This window comes from Calothrix sp. CBUCES-K 9914 (assembly GCF_059640475.1).
Genome location: NZ_JBXXZH010000116.1, coordinates 1 through 18,362, shown reverse-complemented (window position 1 = coordinate 18,362; position 18,362 = coordinate 1). Strand labels below are relative to the sequence as shown.

17 protein-coding genes are annotated in these 18,362 nt (G+C 39.3%); 12 read left to right on the top strand and 5 right to left on the bottom strand.

From position 1 onward, the window contains the following. Positions 1-134: 134 nt before the first annotated feature. Together AC2JBO_RS24060 and AC2JBO_RS24055 are read left to right on the top strand one after the other, a co-directional pair. The gene (locus AC2JBO_RS24060; RefSeq protein ID WP_496956163.1) at positions 135-527 is read left to right on the top strand and encodes a two-partner secretion domain-containing protein; all 393 of its coding nucleotides are present in this window, start codon (positions 135-137) and stop codon (positions 525-527) included. 28 nt (positions 528-555) lie between these two features. After that, positions 556-999 carry a hypothetical protein gene (locus AC2JBO_RS24055; RefSeq protein WP_496956155.1) on the top strand — a complete coding sequence of 148 codons (444 nt, stop codon included), beginning with the start codon at positions 556-558 and terminating at the stop codon, positions 997-999. Positions 1,000-1,090: 91 nt separating this feature from the next. Here AC2JBO_RS24055 and AC2JBO_RS24050 read toward each other — a convergent pair whose 3' ends face one another. Beyond that, positions 1,091-3,889: a TIGR02921 family PEP-CTERM protein gene (locus AC2JBO_RS24050; RefSeq protein ID WP_496956154.1), complete on the bottom strand. Its 2,799-nt coding sequence runs from the start codon at positions 3,887-3,889 to the stop codon at positions 1,091-1,093. A 338-nt stretch (positions 3,890-4,227) separates the two neighbouring features. Between AC2JBO_RS24050 and AC2JBO_RS24045 the strand changes: the two genes are divergently transcribed. Then, positions 4,228-4,392, top strand: a complete 165-nt coding sequence (locus AC2JBO_RS24045; protein ID WP_496956153.1) for a hypothetical protein — start codon at positions 4,228-4,230, stop codon at positions 4,390-4,392. Positions 4,393-4,428: 36 nt separating this feature from the next. Here AC2JBO_RS24045 and AC2JBO_RS24040 read toward each other — a convergent pair whose 3' ends face one another. The 4 genes from AC2JBO_RS24040 to AC2JBO_RS24025 are packed head-to-tail and all read right to left on the bottom strand — an operon-like array spanning position 4,429 to position 6,656. Further along, positions 4,429-5,094 (bottom strand): TdeIII family type II restriction endonuclease, encoded by a 666-nt coding sequence (locus AC2JBO_RS24040; RefSeq protein WP_496956162.1) that lies wholly within the window; start codon positions 5,092-5,094, stop codon positions 4,429-4,431. Positions 5,095-5,103: 9 nt separating this feature from the next. Further along, complete coding sequence (locus tag AC2JBO_RS24035) at positions 5,104-5,268, bottom strand: hypothetical protein (protein WP_496956152.1); 165 nt, start codon at positions 5,266-5,268, stop codon at positions 5,104-5,106. 10 nt (positions 5,269-5,278) lie between these two features. Continuing rightward, positions 5,279-6,154, bottom strand: coding sequence for a DNA cytosine methyltransferase (locus tag AC2JBO_RS24030; protein ID WP_496956161.1), 876 nt, complete (start codon positions 6,152-6,154; stop codon positions 5,279-5,281). A 40-nt stretch (positions 6,155-6,194) separates the two neighbouring features. Then, positions 6,195-6,656 (bottom strand): DNA cytosine methyltransferase, encoded by a 462-nt coding sequence (locus tag AC2JBO_RS24025; RefSeq protein WP_496956151.1) that lies wholly within the window; start codon positions 6,654-6,656, stop codon positions 6,195-6,197. Between the two features lie 352 nt (positions 6,657-7,008). Between AC2JBO_RS24025 and AC2JBO_RS24020 the strand changes: the two genes are divergently transcribed. The 9 genes from AC2JBO_RS24020 to AC2JBO_RS23980 all read left to right on the top strand — a co-directional run bounded on the left by AC2JBO_RS24020 (position 7,009) and on the right by AC2JBO_RS23980 (position 18,193). Beyond that, complete coding sequence (locus AC2JBO_RS24020) at positions 7,009-7,632, top strand: hypothetical protein (RefSeq protein ID WP_496956150.1); 624 nt, start codon at positions 7,009-7,011, stop codon at positions 7,630-7,632. Between the two features lie 124 nt (positions 7,633-7,756). Continuing rightward, positions 7,757-7,975, top strand: coding sequence for a hypothetical protein (locus AC2JBO_RS24015; RefSeq protein WP_496956149.1), 219 nt, complete (start codon positions 7,757-7,759; stop codon positions 7,973-7,975). Continuing rightward, positions 7,959-9,125 carry a transposase gene (locus AC2JBO_RS24010; RefSeq protein WP_496956148.1) on the top strand — a complete coding sequence of 389 codons (1,167 nt, stop codon included), beginning with the start codon at positions 7,959-7,961 and terminating at the stop codon, positions 9,123-9,125. Before AC2JBO_RS24015 ends, AC2JBO_RS24010 begins: the two co-directional genes overlap by 17 nt. A gap of 597 nt (positions 9,126-9,722) precedes the next feature. Next, positions 9,723-11,933 (top strand): anthranilate synthase, encoded by a 2,211-nt coding sequence (locus AC2JBO_RS24005; protein WP_496956147.1) that lies wholly within the window; start codon positions 9,723-9,725, stop codon positions 11,931-11,933. A 7-nt stretch (positions 11,934-11,940) separates the two neighbouring features. Then, positions 11,941-12,777 carry an indole-3-glycerol phosphate synthase TrpC gene (trpC, locus tag AC2JBO_RS24000; protein ID WP_496956146.1) on the top strand — a complete coding sequence of 279 codons (837 nt, stop codon included), beginning with the start codon at positions 11,941-11,943 and terminating at the stop codon, positions 12,775-12,777. 85 nt (positions 12,778-12,862) lie between these two features. Continuing rightward, complete coding sequence (trpA, locus tag AC2JBO_RS23995) at positions 12,863-13,690, top strand: tryptophan synthase subunit alpha (RefSeq protein WP_496956145.1); 828 nt, start codon at positions 12,863-12,865, stop codon at positions 13,688-13,690. Between the two features lie 78 nt (positions 13,691-13,768). Next, a complete protein-coding gene (gene trpB, locus AC2JBO_RS23990) occupies positions 13,769-15,007 on the top strand; it encodes a tryptophan synthase subunit beta (protein ID WP_496956144.1) in 1,239 nt (412 codons plus the stop codon). 257 nt (positions 15,008-15,264) lie between these two features. Then, the gene (gene aroF / locus AC2JBO_RS23985; protein WP_496956143.1) at positions 15,265-16,332 is read left to right on the top strand and encodes a 3-deoxy-7-phosphoheptulonate synthase; all 1,068 of its coding nucleotides are present in this window, start codon (positions 15,265-15,267) and stop codon (positions 16,330-16,332) included. Between the two features lie 460 nt (positions 16,333-16,792). After that, positions 16,793-18,193 carry a hypothetical protein gene (locus AC2JBO_RS23980; protein WP_496956142.1) on the top strand — a complete coding sequence of 467 codons (1,401 nt, stop codon included), beginning with the start codon at positions 16,793-16,795 and terminating at the stop codon, positions 18,191-18,193. Positions 18,194-18,362 lie beyond the last annotated feature (169 nt).

Below are 18,362 nucleotides of genomic sequence, written 5' to 3'. Positions count from 1 at the left end.
CCAATTGTATATAAATAATGTACTATAAATATAGTTTTTAGTACCATTGTATGCAACAAGCACTGTAGCTAGAACAAAAATAATCAAAAGGAAATGGTCATAATTTAACTTACGACTTCTCTACATTTGGAACAATTCGGGGTGATGTTCAAGGACTACTAGTACAACCCGGAAGAACGTTAGCACTTGTTGGTGGAGATATAATTTTAGAGGGTGGAAATTTAAAAGCAGAGTCAGGAAGGGTTGAATTAGGAAGTGTTGCTTCTGGCTTAGTTAGTCTTGCTGAAAATGATTCTGGTTTGATTCTAGGATACTCAGGTATTGAAAATTTTGGTAATATTCTGCTTTCTCAAAAAGCTTCAGTTGATGCAAGTGGAGAGGGAGGAGGTTCTATCCAAGTGCAAAGTAGGCAGCTTTCTGTAATGGATGGTTCATCAATATTATCTATTACTAGTGGCGCCAAACCAGCAGGTAGTTTTATTGTTAATGCAACTGAGTCTGTAGAGTTGATTGGAGAATCAGTATAATATAGCAATATTAAATTGTAATAAACATATGTATTGGAAAATTACTGTATTGTTAGCTACAGTGTGGGTATTGCTATCAGGAATTGTAAAGGCGGAAGAAATAAACTATTGGTTGCCAGAAGATTTTAAAGTTTATGTTAAGGAAGATAGTGTAACTAAATGGAATACTTTTGGGTATGAAGAAAGACTTTTACCTACAGTAAATAAGTACCAAGAAAGCGATGGTGGTTATATTGCTTGTTATTCTCGCAACCTTGAAGGAAGTATTTATCCTGTAGGTAGCGGTATTTATGTGATGGGTCAAATTCGGCTTCAGGGAAAATATATTGAACGAATATTTCATCCAATTGGTTATGAGGGTCAAGATATAAGTATCGTCCATGAGTTTAAAGACTTGTGTAATCAGAATTTTCCTGCGTCGCGAGATGCTGGTTGGGCTGGTGGTGATACTGGTGGTTGGTTTGGAATTTGACCGGGTAGTTTTGGAATAAGGTAATTACGGAGGCGGGCAAGGATGCCCGCTCCACAAGAGGAAATTTACAGATTTATAAGTTTAATCTGTACTAATAAGTTTTTAATTTGTTAAGGCGCCTTTTTTTGGTAATTACAAAAACTATGATTCCTGCAATTAGAATGGCGGCACCACTCGAAGGTTCGGCAATTGAGGCATTTTTTAATGGATTGTTTGGTTTTGTTAAGTTTTCTTTGCCTGATTCTACTTTGCGGTCAAAACGGTCTTTCTGTGCTTCTGCTTCTTTTAGCTGGCGCCGTTGTTCGTCGTTTACTAAAACAATCATCGAAGAATAAGGCGTAACTATTTTAAACCTTTTCGCTAATTCGTGAATTGCATCAAGTTCTGTTAGTTGATCTAAGTTTTTCTCGCGACTTAAGCCTAATATTAGTTGTCTCGCTGCTAATGAGTCAAAATCATTGGATACTAGGGTGGAAGGAGTGGTTAATTTCTCCATGAACCAAGCGTAACCATCGATGACACTGACAACGGTGTTACCTAGAGTAGATTTTGTTGCCTGTCGATAAAGTACTTCAGAAATATCGGTAGATACACCTCCACCACTATTTTCTATCGCTTTGAGGGTGTTGTCGTCGTATGCTTTGGGAAGGGCGCCTAAATGCACCATCCATAATGGAGATGTAATTTTAGGAAGATTTTTCTTGTCGTCGGATAGTTCGTAACTACCTTCATCTGTCACTAACAAAATGCCATCATAACGGGTATCACCACGCAATTCGTCAAATTGTTGCAACATATCTTTAAGTTGCATGGCGCCGTAAAAGGTCATTTTGGCTGGTTTGAATTGATTGATATCATCAAGTCGCTTTGGTTCTGCTCCTGGGATGGATGTAATATATAAATCAGCATCGTTATCAGATAGTTGATTATTGGCGAAACCTTTACTTTTAAGCCAGTTGAAGGTTTTTTCTAATTCCTTGACGTGTACGTTCATACTGCGGGAAGTATCAAGGACAATCGCAAAACGCTGATTTTGGGGTAATTTGTAATCCTGTGGAGTTAAAGGTTTTGCTGTAATTTTGTAGTTATCTGTGGAAGCTAATAAAGTTGCTTCTTTTGTTTGTGGTTGAGGCGCCTTGCTTGCAGGTAGATATGCTTGTAACCAACCATCTATGTTTTGGTTGGCACCGTTAAAGTTACGTTTTGTTTGATTCGTCCAGAATATATTGCGCTTTTCGCCTAATTGTGGTAAAGCAAAACCTTTATCTTGTCGCATAACTTTATAAGTTAGCCAAAGATGCATTTCTTTAGGACGGTTAGGTTGAGACCTAATTTCTATTGCTGTTCTTTCAGGTGGTATCGGAAATGCACGTAAACGATAATGTCTTGGACCTACTTGTTCTAATAATGCTGGGTCAACTGGTCTTTCTCTCTGCACTTGCTGATTGTACACTTTTTGAGCGGCGCCACGAGGAGAAACTACATATTCAAAACGCTTTGATTTTTCTGCTGTATCCCCTAACCAAATTCCTGTAATTACTGCACTTTCTGGTAAAGAAAACGAGTAAAATACTTCTTGTACATCTCTGGTTTTGTTTTCGTAAACCTCATAAAGTTGAATATCTGCCCATTCACCTTGTTCTTTGACTGTAACTTCTTGCTCTCGTAACCACACTTTTCTCTGGTTAAGATTTAGTAAACCAGCTTTAGCTTCATCGAGGTTAGAAGTTGATTGTAAAGCGTGGTTAACCGCTTTCTGTTCACCTTTTTGTATCGGTGTGTCAAAAAATTGAGCGTAAAGCTTTTCTGCTTTTTCGATGTCACTCTCTGTACCTTTGTACAAGAATGGTGACATCAATTGGTTGTATAAATTCTGAAGATTTTTACTAATTACTGGTGAACCAGTCATATGGGAATACATTGCTTCAATGTGGTTATTATCCTTAACGCTGCTGAGGTAGCGATAGTTGGATAAATAAGCATTTGTCAATCCAGAACGTATCGTTTCTGATTTTGCAAGTAATGCTTGACGGTTACTATCTGTTTTTGGGGTATTTGCTAGTAATGAGAACGCTTGAACTTGTGGCTGTTGTTGAAATGAGAAGAAAAGAGTTAGGGTGAAGACTGAAACTCCTAGTAATCCAGCGAATGCCTTTTTTTGTCCGTACTGTGCAGCAAAAGCTTTTAATATACTGATTCCGGATACAGTATATAAATATGTTAGCATAGATGGCATTGCCACAAACAACGAACAAGTTAAACCAAATAGTATTAAACTTGAAGGTATCCACCCGAAAATAACCAAACCTGGAGAGTATGTAAATGCGTTCCAAAGGTCAATAGCCCACTGAAATTTAAGGAATGATACTATCGACCAAGCTGCTACAGGTAATGCGTAAAAACACAGTATGGCGCCAGCATAGATACCAAAAAATAGCATTAAACTATGTGCCAGCATTTGCAGCCATGCAAGACTACGTTTTTCACTTGCATAACCATATAGCATTTGCATAGCAAATGCAGAAATACAAATTCCGACACTAAGCAAAATCTGGATGCTAGCAGGGGTAAGTTCTCGGAATATAAATAGCCGTAACACACACAGCAGAACTAAAGGCGCCTCTACACCATAAAATAATCGCAATAGTTCTCTAGGTTGTTTAATAAACTTATAGGCGCCAACGACCGTACAAGCTAAAGGCACTACGAATAATGTGGCTAAGGAGATAAAAAACTCGAAGGGAATTTGTCCTTCAACAGTAGCGGTGATTAGCGATATACCAATAATTGGCAAAATGCCTAGGTAGACGATTGAAAGAAATATTAGGTTCCAGCCCCAAAAGATAACGTAAGATATAACATTTAGTAGAAGATTTAAAGGGGTTTTCATATTTGGGTTTTCATTCTTTGAATATGTCACTAAGATTTCCAACGCGCTTTTTAGTTGGCGGGAATCTAATTTTTCGTCTTCTGGAATCTGTCTATGTTATTGTTCCCATATTTCTAATGGCAATAACAGATACATTAGAGACTCATTCAATTCCTGAAAATAACCTAAATCTTTATATTAGAACACGTAGGATAGGCGTCTCGCCTGTCCTACAATTATACGAACAAACGAGACTACAGAACCTTAGCTCTCCAAAAACGCGCGTATTAACATCTTAAATTAGGATTAGAAGAAGTAAAAATCGGCGCCAAACCCTCAGAAAAGCTGCTGAAATTGAGATGGCGCTTCTTAATACTGGTGTAGTTAAAGAAGTTGTTGTCACCGCGCGCGATAAGGAGTCTGGAGATAAATGTTTAGTTGCGTATGTTGTACTAGCAGAAAATAAAGCGATTACAGCTAATGAACTACGAGTGCAAATACAAGATAAACTAATCGTCGCGTAGGATAGGCGTCTCGCCTGTCCTACAAAATCTAAAAATTTAAAAACCAAAAGCTAAAGCATCAACCATATATTTACTCTTTTCGCGTCCAACTTCTAAATAAATTTCCAATAATTCCTCATAAGCGCTTTCTCCCCCTATAATACTCCAAAACTCATTACCAACAATAACAGCTTCATTAAAAGGTATATATTGTAATGCCATTGAATGTTTATAACTAGTCCTGGTTGCACCATAAGGATTATAAGGCATAGCATAATACGTTTTGAGATTCTGACGATTTTTATCTCGCAACAAATGAAATCTTAAAAGACGTTGTGTAACTTCTAAGCATTGTCCTTTATTTGGTTTAGGAGATTTGATTTCAAATAAAAGTTCTTTGCCATCTCTAGTAAGGATATACAAATCAGCACGAACTTTCTTTGTCGCTAGGTCATCAATACGTTGTGCATTTAATACTGCTGTTATCATCTCTTCTAAAGAGGGTTTAGATTTTCCTGCTTTAGCCACAGATTCATAATATTCTTTCTGACGTTCGGCTTCTGCAAAAGCTGCAAGACTCACTTCTTCTTCAATATCGTAACTACGGCGCGCATCTTGATGATGTTCCAAAGCTATTAAACGCGCGCACTCTTCAAAAGAATTACCTAATCTTGTACTTAACCCACGCTCAAATTCATTAATTCGTATAATTTCTGGTGGAATTAATGCTGCTTAAAATGGCTTTAATCCCCCTTTTGATGAAACCCGCGATAAATATTCTTCTGCTGTGCTTGGCTTAATAATTTCACGGTCTTTATATGCATCTATAAGTCCTTGAAGGAATCCCTCCAAATAACCTTTAATTAATTCTCGTGTCTTTGTACTAATAGATGTCATATTTATATAATTATAAAATTATTTGTATTAGTTCTTTTGCTATATGGTAGACGACAGGTACTGAAACAGCATTTCCAAACTGATGCTTTGCTGTAGATTCATTATTATTTATCTGAAACCATTCAGGAAAACCTTGTAATTTTGCATAATCTTGTGCTGTCAATGGTTTGAATTTTTTAGGTTGGTAAATTTCTTTAATAAATTTTTGCTTAAATGCTTCTGGCTTTTGACATTCTATAGAAATTGTAGCCACAAAATCCCTAGTTCCTGTTGCGGTTAAAGTTCCTATTGCATATGCATGAGGTAGGTAAATTTTGGATATATTATTAATTCCTGAAGAAATTTTAGAATTAACAAAATCATATCCTTGATCTTCAACGTATTTGAGAATCTCTTTTGAAACTAAACTATTAATTTCTTCCTGTTTCAAATCAGGGATTAATTGTTCTAAAACTTTCAAACTTAAAGGGTTTCCATCTTTGGGTCCATAATTTTTTTTCCTTCTATTCCTAAGAATAGTTTTACAAATCAATTTTTCTTTACTACTAGTTTCGATTAAATCCCAAGAGTGAATAGTTGTATGTCCATCTCGAATATCAGCAAATGTAAAAAAATCATTGAGTTCGTAGATTTTCTGAAATCTGTTTCTGGAAGCAGGTATCCTCCTATCCTCAAATAAAATATCTGAAGTAAATTTCTTTTTGATAAAATTACTGCGCTCAATACCTGGAATAACATCATAGAGCTTTAGCTGCTTTCTTAAAGGTTTGGGAAATGCAAAACTCCAGGCATTTTCAATATCGTTTCTTATACCAATAATAAATATTCTGTCCCTATCTTGTGGCAAGCCAAAATCATAGGAATTTAAAACTTGATATTTAACTATATAGCCAGCTTGTGTAAGATTAGTTATAATATAGCTTAAACTATATAGCTCGATTTCTAGGTTCTGTTAAACCTTTGACGTTTTCAAATATAAATGCTTTTGGTTGATTTTCTTTAACTAGCTTAAAAACATTAAACCAAAGTTTTCCTCTTGGGTCGTTCAAACCTAGTAATTTACCTGCTATTGACCACGGTTGGCAAGGTACTCCACCAACTAATACATCGATTTCTTCAAAGGGTAATTTGTCAAAATTTGTGATATCTCCTAAAGAAATTTCTTCAGAACTACTTTTTATAAAATTATTTTGATAAGTTTTAATAGCTTCTTTATCTATCTCTGAATATCCTAAACATTGCCCTCCTAATTCTTCCAGAGGAATTCTAAATCCACCTATACCAGCAAATAAGTCTACAAAAGTAAATTTAGAAGCACATATCTTTATATTAGTTGGTTGAAATAATTGGAATAATTCTAGTTGTTGAGCATAAATACCTGTTTCCATTTTATTACTGTCGGCGCCACTATATTATTTAGAAAATATAAAACGAATTATAGAATAAGATAGCCGATTTTGGGAATGTATTACAATAATTTAACATGCTACATAGTTCTTCGGTGATTCACGGTGCCCAATATTACGTAAATTACTGCTATGTGTCAGTAAGATAAAGAACTTTTTACCACGGAACAGAGAACACAGAGAACACAGAGAACACAGAGAACACAGAGAACACAGAGAACACAGAGAGTCACTCAAAATTCTCTTGTGGGATGGGCATCCTTGCCCGTCGCTTATAAGTAAAACAAGTTACAATAATTATCAACACTTCTCTTTTAATCAGGAAAAGTTAAAAATGCCTTTTAGCAGTTATAAAAGTATCAGTGCTGTTGCTAAAGAGTTTATTATTAAATACGCCAGAAAAGATTTTATTATTGAAACCGATTTTACAATTAGTCAAACTTTCAGAGACGAACTAGATTTAACATTTAATGAAAGCGTATTTGATAATTCAGAAAGCGCTATTTGTGAGAATATAATTTACCCAGTTTTAAGAGAGGTATGGAAGTTATACCGCAGTAAGTTTTTGTTGTGGAGCCACCAATCATTAGTTTATGACGAGAAACTCTGTGGTGTCCCAGATTATATTTTGGCAAAACGCTCACCCCTTGGAACAGTAGTTTTTGATAAACCATATATTGTTCTAGTTGAAGCCAAGAAAGAAAGTGATTTTACCGAGGGTTGGGGTCAATGTTTGGCGGAAATGATAGCCGCACAAAGACTAAATACTGAACCAGATGTAATGACAAATATATTTGGTATCGTTTCTAATGGCGCCGTCTGGCAATTTGGTAAACTAAACTCAAATCTTTTTACCCAGAATAAAACTTTCTACACAATTCAGGAATTGGAGCGGTTGTTTGCTGCGATTAATTATATTTTTAAAGAGTGTGAGTTGCAATTAGATAAACAATCGTAGGGTGGGCAGTGCCCACCTAGCCCTGTCAAGGTGGCAAAAGTTGCACATATTCCTTTCGTGAGATAATTATCTACGGCGCCCGCGTAGCGGGCGCCGAGCGACAACTTGAGGGAGGGCTGACTTTATGCTGGGTGCAATTTTTGAGCGGTTTGTAGAAGAAAGTCCAATAAGTGTTATGGTTCGAGGGTTGATGGAGCAAGTATTGGCGCCTGAAAAAATCAATCAAATATTTGAAACAAACGCTCAAACCCAGTATACGCGAGAGTTGTTGTTTTCCAGTGTCGTAGATTTGCTCTCGTTTGGTTGTATGCGGAATTCATCCATCTGTGAACGCAGCGTATAGAGCCAAAGCCCAACAATTAAATGTTAGTAGAACAGCTGTATACGACAAATTAAATCGAGTTGATACGGATGTCAGCGCTGCAATTGTCCGCGAAACAGGAATGTCGATGGCATCGTTAATTGAATTGATTGGAGGACAATCACCCTCGTTATTGGCGCCATATAAAATTCGAGTAATAGATGGTAATTGTTTAGAAGGAACCGACCATCGCCTTGAAGTACTCAGAAATATTGGAGCAGTCGCGCTACCGGGAAAATCTCTTGTCATACTTGACCCAGAGTTAAGATTAGCAATTAATGTTTTTCCTTGTGAGGATGGTCACGCACAAGAACGGTCATTATTTAATCAAGTTTTGCCAACAGTGAATGCGGGAGAACTATGGATTGGAGACCGTTGCATGTGTACATTGGGTTTTTTATTTGGTGTTACTAAGCGTGGGTCAAATTTTGTTATACGTGAACATAAAAGTATGCCGCAAGAGGTAGTAAGTACTCTACGCCGAAAAGGTAAAACCGACACGGGGGAACTATTTGAGCAAATGGTTCGTCTAACTTATCAAGGAGAATCAGTACTTGTAAGACGAATTCTTTTAAAACTATTTAAACCAACCCGTAATGGAGAATCAGAGATAGCTATTCTAACGATGCTACCAGTTAGCGAAGCTAAAACCGATATCGTCGCACAACTTTACCGTGGGCGCCGAAGTGTTGAAAATTTATTCCAAGATGTAACTCAAAATTACGAATGTGAAATTCAGACTTTGGGCTACCCGAAAGCTGCATTATTCTCTTTTTGTTTAGCATTAGTTACGTACAATATTTTGGCAACTGTTCGTGCAGTTTTAGCATCGGTACATGGTGTTGGTAAAGTTGAGGCTGGTCTCTCTGATTATTATATGGCAGAAGAGGTTCAAGGAACTTATAGAGGTATGATGATTGCCATTCCTCCAGAAAATTGGAGTATTTTTTCTGAACTCAACATTGAACAGCTTGCTTCAGTTTTAGTTGATTTGGCTACGCGCGTTCGTTTAAGTTCATTTCTTAAACAACCGCGCGCGCCCAAGAAAAAGAAAGACCCTCCAATTTGTGACCCACGCCATCGACATGTCGCCACTGCAAGGCTTTTAGCCGATGCCAAAAAGTCACCTTGACAGGGCTAGCAATGCACACCCTACGTGTGATAAAAAAAAGTGATTATATATACATTTATTTCCTGCGTGCTGATTTGGCACTGGCGCCATGTGTAAATAGGCGTTTCGGCGTGAGTTGGTGCGTGACGCTACAAGTCTATAACTACGTTGAAGTTTTTTCGTAGCGTCACGCACCCTACAATTAATGTTAAATGTCAATATACTTATGTTACATTAACAAAAATCATATATCTAACTTTAGAGAGAAGGCACATTACTATCGAAAGAATTGATACATCTACCAAAAAAATATTCATGTAATGGCTACAGAATATCTAGTATTGTTGGATTAATACAAAATACGAATTCAACATCTTAAATTTTATTTTATTCTGATTGGTAAGCTTACTAGAGTGAGCATTTACTATTGACAATTATGTAATACTTTTGAATTGCATAATACTTGTGTTTAAGTTTAAATGTTTGAAGCTAATATCAAAACGATTAATATGTACTTGTTGCAAAACGTGTCAAATGCTTATAAGTTAAAATAGTTGATGTAAGAAGTGACTATTGGCTGAGAGCAAGTGACGAACTAGTAATCTAAGAAAATTGCTCATGATTGATACTTTTTCTTACATAACAGATGGTGGTGTTAGCGTTTCGCGCTCGATCACCGAAGTTAAAATGGACAGCGCACTTGATGATATACTTTTTCATCTAGATTCACATCGTGGTGGGTTACTTAATAGTAGTTATGAATACCCAGGTCGATATAAACGATGGGCAATTGGTTTTGTTAATCCACCTTTGGAGTTGGTAACACGGGAAACAAGCTTCACTTTCACAGCGTTGAATGAAAGGGGTGAAGTTTTACTCCCACTGCTTTACGAACATTTATCAGCGCATGAGCAGTTATGCGAAGTTGTTCAAACTAATAACTATATTACTGGAAGTATTAAGGCTGCAACTAGCACCTTTTCAGAAGAGGAGCGTAGTAAGCAACCCTCGGCGTTTAGTGTGATCCGCTCTGTTTTACATGTATTAGCTAGTGATGATGATGAGCATTTAGGGCTTTATGGCGCCTTTGGTTATGATTTAGTTTTGCAGTTTGAACCAATTGAGCAGCGTTTGCAACGTCCAGAAGACCAACGTGATTTAGTATTGTTTTTACCTGATGAGCTTGTAATAGTTGATTATTATCAGCAAAAAGCGTATCGGATAGAGTATGAATTTGAAGTCAACGAGCGCAGTACAAATGGAATGGCGCGCGTGGGTGAGTCGATTAATTATCGTGGTCAAAATAATCAAGTAACGTCTAAGGCAGACCATGCACCAGGAGAATATGCTTCTCTAGTAAATGTCGCGCTTGATTATTTTAAACGTGGCGATTTGTTTGAAGTTGTTCCTAGTCAAAGCTTTTTTGAAAATTGTGACGAGTTACCAAGTAAATTATTTCAAACTTTAAAGCAAATTAACCCCAGTCCCTACGGGTTTGTATTTAATCTTGGAGACGAATATTTAATTGGCGCCTCTCCAGAAATGTTTGTGCGAGTTGAAGGCAGGCGCGTCGAAACTTGTCCTATCAGTGGTACTATTACACGAGGGCAAGATGCGATTGATGATGCCGACCAAATTCGTCAGCTACTCAACTCGTTTAAAGATGAGTCCGAGCTAACAATGTGTACTGACGTTGACCGTAACGACAAGTCACGCATTTGTGAACCTGGTTCAGTACGAGTTATTGGTCGGCGCCAAATCGAATTGTACAGCCATTTGATTCATACTGTAGACCATGTTGAAGGTATATTGCGTCCAGAATTTGACGCTTTAGACGCATTTTTGACGCACACTTGGGCTGTAACAGTAACCGGCGCCCCAAAACGCTGGGCAATGCAATTTATTGAACAGTACGAACGCAGCGCTAGACGCTGGTATGGTGGTGCCGTTGGTTATTTAAACTTTAATGGTAACTTCAACACTGGGTTAATTTTGCGAACAATTAGATTAAAAGATACTGTCGCAGAAGTTAGAGTTGGCGCCACAATACTTTATGACTCAATACCGCAAGCCGAAGAACAGGAGACAATAACCAAGGCAGCGGCATTATTTGAAACAATACGCCGTTGTAAGCAAAAAGATGTTTTGGTCAAACCAAAAGCAATCAATACAACTTTGCCTAGTTTAATTGACTCCATAGCTGATGTTGAACCAGGTAAACGTATCTTATTAATTGACTACGAAGACTCATTTGTCCATACGCTTGCAAACTATATTCGCTGCTGCGGCGCCACCGTTAAAACCCTACGACACGGCTTTAGTGAATCAGTTTTCGATAGCGAACGTCCAGATTTGGTAGTATTATCTCCAGGACCTGGCAGACCGAGCGATTTTAAAGTTCCCGAAACAGTACGCGCATGTATAAGACGCAACATTCCAATATTCGGAGTTTGTTTAGGGCTGCAAAGTATAGTTGAAGGATTAGGAGGAGAACTAGGAGTTTTAGATTACCCACAACATGGTAAACCTTCACAAATAATAATAAAAGATAGCAGTAGCACGTTATTCAAAGGTTTGCCAGAAAAGTTTTCTGTTGGTCGCTATCACTCATTATATGCATTACCAGAAAAGCTACCATCGGAACTTCGGGTAACAGCAGTAACTGAAGATGATGTGATTATGGCAATTGAACATCAATCATTACCCATCACAGCAGTGCAGTTTCATCCTGAATCAATAATGACGCTAGCAGGCGACGTGGGTTTAGCAATTATTAAGAATGTAGTAGCTAAATATACACAATCTAAACAGCCGTTAGTTATTTCATAAGGTTCCCATGAAACTAGATACCCGTAAAAGTCATATTCTTGAAGAAATTGTGTTGCATAAAGTAAAAGAAGTAGCACAAATACAATCCTCACTGTCATTAACTTCTTTGCAACAACAATTAAATGTCAATCCACCTCAAGGAACGCGGAATTTCCTTTTAGCATTACAGCAAAGTTCTTATCGACCAAGTTTGATTGCTGAAGTAAAAAAAGCTTCACCAAGTCGGGGAATAATCAAAGAAAACTTTGACCCTGTAGCAATTGCGCGCGCGTATGAACGTAGTGGTGCAGCTTGCATCTCCGTTCTCACTGACCAAAAGTTCTTTCAAGGTAGCTTTGACAACCTTCGTAATATTCGCGCAGCAGTCGAAATACCTTTACTGTGCAAAGAATTTATTATTGACCCCTACCAAATCTACTTTGCACGAAACAATGGTGCAGATGCAGTATTGCTCATCGCTGCCATTTTAAAAGACTCCGAACTTCAAGCATTTTCTTCAATGATTTACAGTTTAGGAATGACAGCATTAGTTGAAGTACATACTCTAGAAGAACTCGACCGTGTGCTTAAAATTGATGGGATATCTTTAATTGGCATCAACAACCGTAATTTAGATAACTTCACCGTCGATATTCACATAACCCAACAACTACTACAACAGAGAAAGCAACAAATACAAAACTCGAACATAACCTTCGTTAGCGAATCCGGTTTATATACATCAGCCGATTTATCTTTAGTGGCAGAGGCAGGTGCCCGTGCAGTTTTGGTAGGAGAGTCACTAGTTAAACAAGACAACATCGAACAAGCAGTACAAAATTTATTAAACAGTGCGCGCGTGTAGAGACGCGTAAACCGGAGGTTTTCCCGAAGGGATTAATCGTGTCTCTATAAATACGTTAAGAAAATCTCTAAAATCTAAAATCAATATGGCTTGCATATCTGAACGCTTTCAAATTCTCAGAAACCGCAATCAATGCGCGCTAATTCCTTTTATTACTGCGGGCGATCCCGATTTAGAAACTACTGCTGCTGCACTCCGTATTTTAGATAGAAACGGTGCAGATTTCATCGAGTTAGGTGTTCCCTATTCTGACCCTCTTGCTGATGGCCCTGTAATTCAAGCAGCAGCGACGCGCGCGCTACAACGAGGAACAAAATTAGAGCAAGTTTTAGAAATGCTAGCATCCGTTAGCCCTAGCTTGCAGGCACCGATAATTTTATTTACATACTATAATCCCATTTTGAATTTGGGTATTCAGTCATTTTTGGCAGAAGTTGCAAGTGTTGGTGTCAAGGGTTTAGTTGTTCCAGATTTACCACTTGAAGAAGCTTCGCAGTTAATTGAGACGGGTAAAGAGTTTGGAATTGAGATCATTTTACTAGTGGCGCCTACCAGTTCTAAAGAAAGAATAGAGGCGATAGCACAACAGTCACAAGGATTTATTTATTTGGTCAGTGTGACAGGTGTAACAGGAATGCGAAACCAAATTCAAGACCGAGTGCAAAACTTACTTCAGGATATGCGAAGTGTAACTGATAAACCTATCGGTGTTGGCTTTGGTATCTCTGGCACAGAACAAGCTCGTCAAGTAACTGAGTGGGGTGCAGACGCTGTAATTGTTGGTAGCGCTTTTGTCAAACGACTTGCACATTCCACTTCCTCTGAAGGACTTCAAGCTGTCGAAGAACTTTGTTGCGAACTCAAAAATGCTATTTCTTCTACTAAATTGGAACAAGTTGCTGTTGCTAAGTAAGGACGCTTCGATTAACACGCACATAACATGCACAGGCGGGACGCCTATGCTACAAAAATTTATATAGGACTTAAAACTGTGGTTAGTACTCCAGATATTCAAAGTCAATTCACATCTGAACAACTTCCTGACTCGCTCGGTAGATTTGGGAAATTCGGTGGTAAATACGTTCCCGAAACTTTAATGCCTGCGCTTGCGGAATTGGAAACTGCATTTTATCAGTATCGCAATGACCCTGACTTTCAAGCCGAACTGCAAAATCTACTTCGTGACTACGTTGGTAGACCAAACCCCTTGTATTTTGCTGAACGTCTCACCGCAAATTACGCTCGACCCGATGGTATAGGGCCGCAAATCTATCTAAAGCGTGAGGATTTAAATCATACAGGCGCCCATAAAATAAATAATGCGTTGGCACAAGTGTTACTAGCTAAACGCATGGGTAAACAAAGAATTATTGCAGAAACAGGGGCAGGACAGCACGGTGTTGCAACCGCTACAGTCTGCGCGCGTTTCGGTCTTGATTGCGTCATTTATATGGGCGTTCATGACATGGAACGACAAGCCCTTAATGTGTTTCGGATGCGGTTGATGGGCGCCGAGGTGCGTCCAGTAGAAGCTGGTACTGGAACGCTTAAGGATGCAACATCGGAAGCGATACGCGATTGGGTGACGAACGTTGAAACTACACATTACATCTTAGGTTCAGTTGCAGGTCCCCATCCTTATCCAATGATAGTACGCGACTTCCATGCTGTAATTGGCAAGGAAACGCGCGTTCAGTCTCAGGAAAAATGGGGTGGATTACCTGATATCTTGCTTGCTTGTGTAGGTGGTGGTTCTAACGCAATTGGATTATTTACTGAATTCGTTAATGAATCTACAGTACGTATAATTGGTGTTGAAGCTGCTGGTGAAGGAGTTGACACAGATAAACATGCTGCGACTCTAACATATGGACGTGTAGGAGTTTTGCATGGTGCAATGAGTTACCTTTTGCAAGATGACGACGGTCAGGTAATTGAAGCACACTCGATTAGTGCTGGTTTAGATTATCCTGGTGTTGGCCCCGAACATAGCTATTTGAAAGAAATTGGGCGAGTTGAATATTACAGTATTACTGATGAAGAAGCTTTAGCAGCATTCCAACTTCTCTCTAAACTTGAGGGTATTATTCCGGCTTTGGAAACTTCCCATGCTATTGCTTATTTAGAAAAGCTCTGCCCGAAACTCGAAGGTAGCCCACGCATTGTAATTAATTGCTCCGGTAGAGGGGACAAAGATGTACAGACTGTAGCTAAAGTTTTGAATATTTAATTCTTATCTCTGTGAACTCTCGCGGTTTCTGTGGTGAAAGAGAGATATCAAGTGATTCTTTCTTTGCGTTCTTTGTGCCCTTTGTGGTTCGTTATTCTTACACACTAAAATGTAAGATACAGACTATAAAAAATTAAGAGTTGGTGCGTGAAGCTAGTAGATTATTCGCTTCGTTTTGGGTTTGTTAGTAGCTTCACGCACCCTACGTAATCCAAAATCCATTCATTGTCGAAGACAAATTTAGAATCCAAAATCTTATGTTAGTAGTACTCAAATCTGGTATTCCAGCAGTTGAAATTGACTATATCACTGAAGAAGTTCGCTCTTCTTTAAACGTTTCAGTTGAGAAAAGTGTCGGAAAGCATAAAATTGTGTTGGGACTTATTGGTGATACTGCCACTGTTGACCCATGTCACATCCAAAAAATTAGCCCTTGGATTGAACAAGTGTTTCATATTGAAAAAGCATTCAAGCGCGCGAGTCGTGAATTCCGTTACGGTGAAGCGAGTGAAGTTGTTGTTCCAACTCCTAACGGTAATGTTTATTTTGGCGAAAACCATCCTGTTGTTTTGGTAGCGGGACCTTGTTCGGTTGAAAACGAAGAAATGATTGTTGAAACTGCAAGAAGAGTCAAAGCTGGAGGAGCGAAGTTTTTACGTGGAGGCGCCTTCAAGCCTCGCACTTCACCATATGCATTCCAAGGACATGGAGAAAGTGCGCTGGAACTATTAGCAACCGCGCGTAAAGCTACAGGTTTAGGCATCATTACCGAAGTCATGGACACTGCTGATTTACCAGCCATTGCAAGAGTTGCGGACATTATACAAGTCGGCGCGCGCAACATGCAAAACTTCTCGCTGCTTAAAAAAGTTGGTGCCCAAGATAAACCAGTGTTACTAAAACGCGGTTTATCTGCCACAATTGATGAATGGTTGATGTCAGCAGAATATATTCTTGCAGCAGGAAACCCGAATGTAATTTTCTGCGAGCGCGGAATTAGAACATGTGATGATAAATATACCCGCAATATATTGGATTTATCAGCAATTCCCGTATTGCGTCAGTTGACACACCTGCCAATTATGATAGACCCTAGCCATGCAACAGGTAAATCCGAATTAGTTGCACCAATGGCAAAAGCAGCTATAGCAGCAGGCGCCGATTCGTTAATGATTGAAGTACATCCTAACCCAGCAAAAGCACTATCTGATGGTCCTCAATCTCTAACTCCTGACAGTTTTGATAAGCTGATTAAGGAAATTTCAGTTTTTGGTAAAGCAGTTGATCGTTGGGAACAGCCAACTCAAATACCAGCATTGGTGTAATAAGTATAAATTAGATATAAATTAGGAATTGTTAGTTTCGTCTTCCCATTAATAGCAAATAAATGCATTACTAAAAGCTTGACCTCACCATAAGAGGCTGCGCTTTTTGTGATGCATTTTTTCTAAGTATCTCCAGACGAAGCTCGAAGGGCGATAATAATCCATTACAATCTCTAAAAAAATGATAGGTATATCAAAATATATTTCATTGTAATCATAATGTATATAGATTAAATTTTTTATGGGATGGTAGCGAATGTTACTGTTTAATGTTAGTAAATCAAAAGCTATTTAGACGCAGCATAATCACTTATAGCCCTAATGATGCTAATAATTTCTAACTAAATAACTTGAGTAAAGAATAAACAAAGCACGAAAGTTACAGGGCAGACTTAATTTTGTGTATTTGATGTTGGTGTGTTTTCAAACTTTTCTAACTTGAAACAAAAGGATGAATGTTGTGGCAATAACCGACAATCTTAGTAACAGCAATCCAATAACTGGTATCAATTCGACCACTAGTTTCGGTGGCGCCGGAAGCTCATTTGGTGGTAGCGGAAATCCATTTGGAAGTGGCGGCTTCGATGGCGCCAGTTCAATTGGCGGCTTTGGCGGTCGTAGCAGTTCATCTGGTGGCTTTGGTGGCTTCGGAGGCGGTAACTCTGGCGGAGGTGCTGGTGGCTTTGGTGGAGTTGGTGGCTTCGGAGGCGGTAACTCTGGCGGAGGTGCTGGTGGCTTCGGTGGAGGCGGTAACTCTGGCGGAGGCGCTGGTGGCTTCGGAGGCGGTTCCGGTGGTAGCGGTGGCGGTAGCACGGGTATCCCAGACTTGAGTCAAAGCCCTTTCGGTTCTTTGCTTAATTTACCAGGTGTAGATGGAGCAGAAGATATATTTGGCAATGTTGGTATTCCCGGTCAAAACCCTTTGAGCAACAGTAGTTCGACAGGTGGCGGAAGCCCAATTGGTAGTGGTGGCTCGACAGGTGGCGGCAGTAGTCAGTTTGGTGGTAACGCAGCTAGTGGTGCTGCTGCTGTATTCGATCGCTTGGGTAGCAACAACCCATTCGGAGGTGCCACTGGAGGCGGCAGTAATGCGGGTGGTGGTGCCTCAACGGGTAGTCCTTTTCAAAACTTTGGCAACCCAAATGCGCCTGATAACCCATTTCTTCAAGCGTTTGCTGGCAGTGGCAACCCCTGGAGACCATTACAAAATGTAGGCAATCCAACAGCTAATTCATCTGGTGGCAGCGGCAACCCATTGGGTGGCGGTAATACGTTTGCAGGCGGTGGTAGCCCAATCCAGCAATCACCTTCTGATAGTCCCAGTGTTACAGGTATTAGTAATTCGGCAAGTCCAATTTCAAGTGGTGACACAGCTACAAGTGGCGATACCGATAATGACCAATTTAGTAGTGACTTGACTAACTACATCAAAAACTATCTACAAAATGGTGGCAGTTACTTAGGAATATCTAGTTTGGTAAGCAATGCTGTTGGCAGCCGAGTTGGTTCAACAACAGGAACAGGTAGCGGCACTACAGATGGCGGTAGCTCCTTTGGTGGTGGCAATCCATTCGCAGGTGGCGGTAGCTCCTTTGGTGGCGGCAACCCATTTGTAAGTGGCGGTAGCTCTGGCTTTCAGTTACCTGAGCAAGTACCAAGTAATATTGCCAGCGCTATTGGGAGTAATGCAGCAGGCTTGAATAACATTATTCAAACCTTCAGCAATGGCAACCCATTTACTGATGATAATTCTGACAATGACGCGCCAAGTGTTGAAGTAGTTAGAAGTTTCTTGAGTTCTGTTAACCCTGGAGGAGACTTTTCTTTCCTAGAGAACATTTCACGAACTCCAGTGGAATAAACTACAGGTAAAAACGCTCTTGTACAAAGAGCGTTTCTTTTAAAGGACTTCCAAGTAATAAAACATCCAAAATTTTTTGTGGAGTGGGCGTCAAAAGCCCGCTCTGGATAAGGAACGGGCAAGGATGCCCATTCCACAAGGATGAAGAATTTAATTCTTGGAAGTCCCT

Excerpts from the sequence above, each read along its gene's own strand:
- aroF (WP_496956143.1), top strand. The coding sequence starts at position 15,265 with ATGTTAGTAGTACTCAAATCTGGTATTCCAGCAGTTGAAATTGACTAT.
- AC2JBO_RS24035 (WP_496956152.1), bottom strand. The coding sequence starts at position 5,268 with ATGACATCTATTAGTACAAAGACACGAGAATTAATTAAAGGTTATTTG.
- AC2JBO_RS24015 (WP_496956149.1), top strand. The coding sequence starts at position 7,757 with ATGCTGGGTGCAATTTTTGAGCGGTTTGTAGAAGAAAGTCCAATAAGT.
- AC2JBO_RS24045 (WP_496956153.1), top strand. The coding sequence starts at position 4,228 with ATGGCGCTTCTTAATACTGGTGTAGTTAAAGAAGTTGTTGTCACCGCG.
- trpC (WP_496956146.1), top strand. The coding sequence starts at position 11,941 with ATGAAACTAGATACCCGTAAAAGTCATATTCTTGAAGAAATTGTGTTG.
- trpA (WP_496956145.1), top strand. The coding sequence starts at position 12,863 with ATGGCTTGCATATCTGAACGCTTTCAAATTCTCAGAAACCGCAATCAA.
- AC2JBO_RS24005 (WP_496956147.1), top strand. The coding sequence starts at position 9,723 with ATGATTGATACTTTTTCTTACATAACAGATGGTGGTGTTAGCGTTTCG.
- AC2JBO_RS24020 (WP_496956150.1), top strand. The coding sequence starts at position 7,009 with ATGCCTTTTAGCAGTTATAAAAGTATCAGTGCTGTTGCTAAAGAGTTT.
- AC2JBO_RS24050 (WP_496956154.1), bottom strand. The coding sequence starts at position 3,889 with ATGAAAACCCCTTTAAATCTTCTACTAAATGTTATATCTTACGTTATC.
- AC2JBO_RS24055 (WP_496956155.1), top strand. The coding sequence starts at position 556 with ATGTATTGGAAAATTACTGTATTGTTAGCTACAGTGTGGGTATTGCTA.
- AC2JBO_RS24025 (WP_496956151.1), bottom strand. The coding sequence starts at position 6,656 with ATGGAAACAGGTATTTATGCTCAACAACTAGAATTATTCCAATTATTT.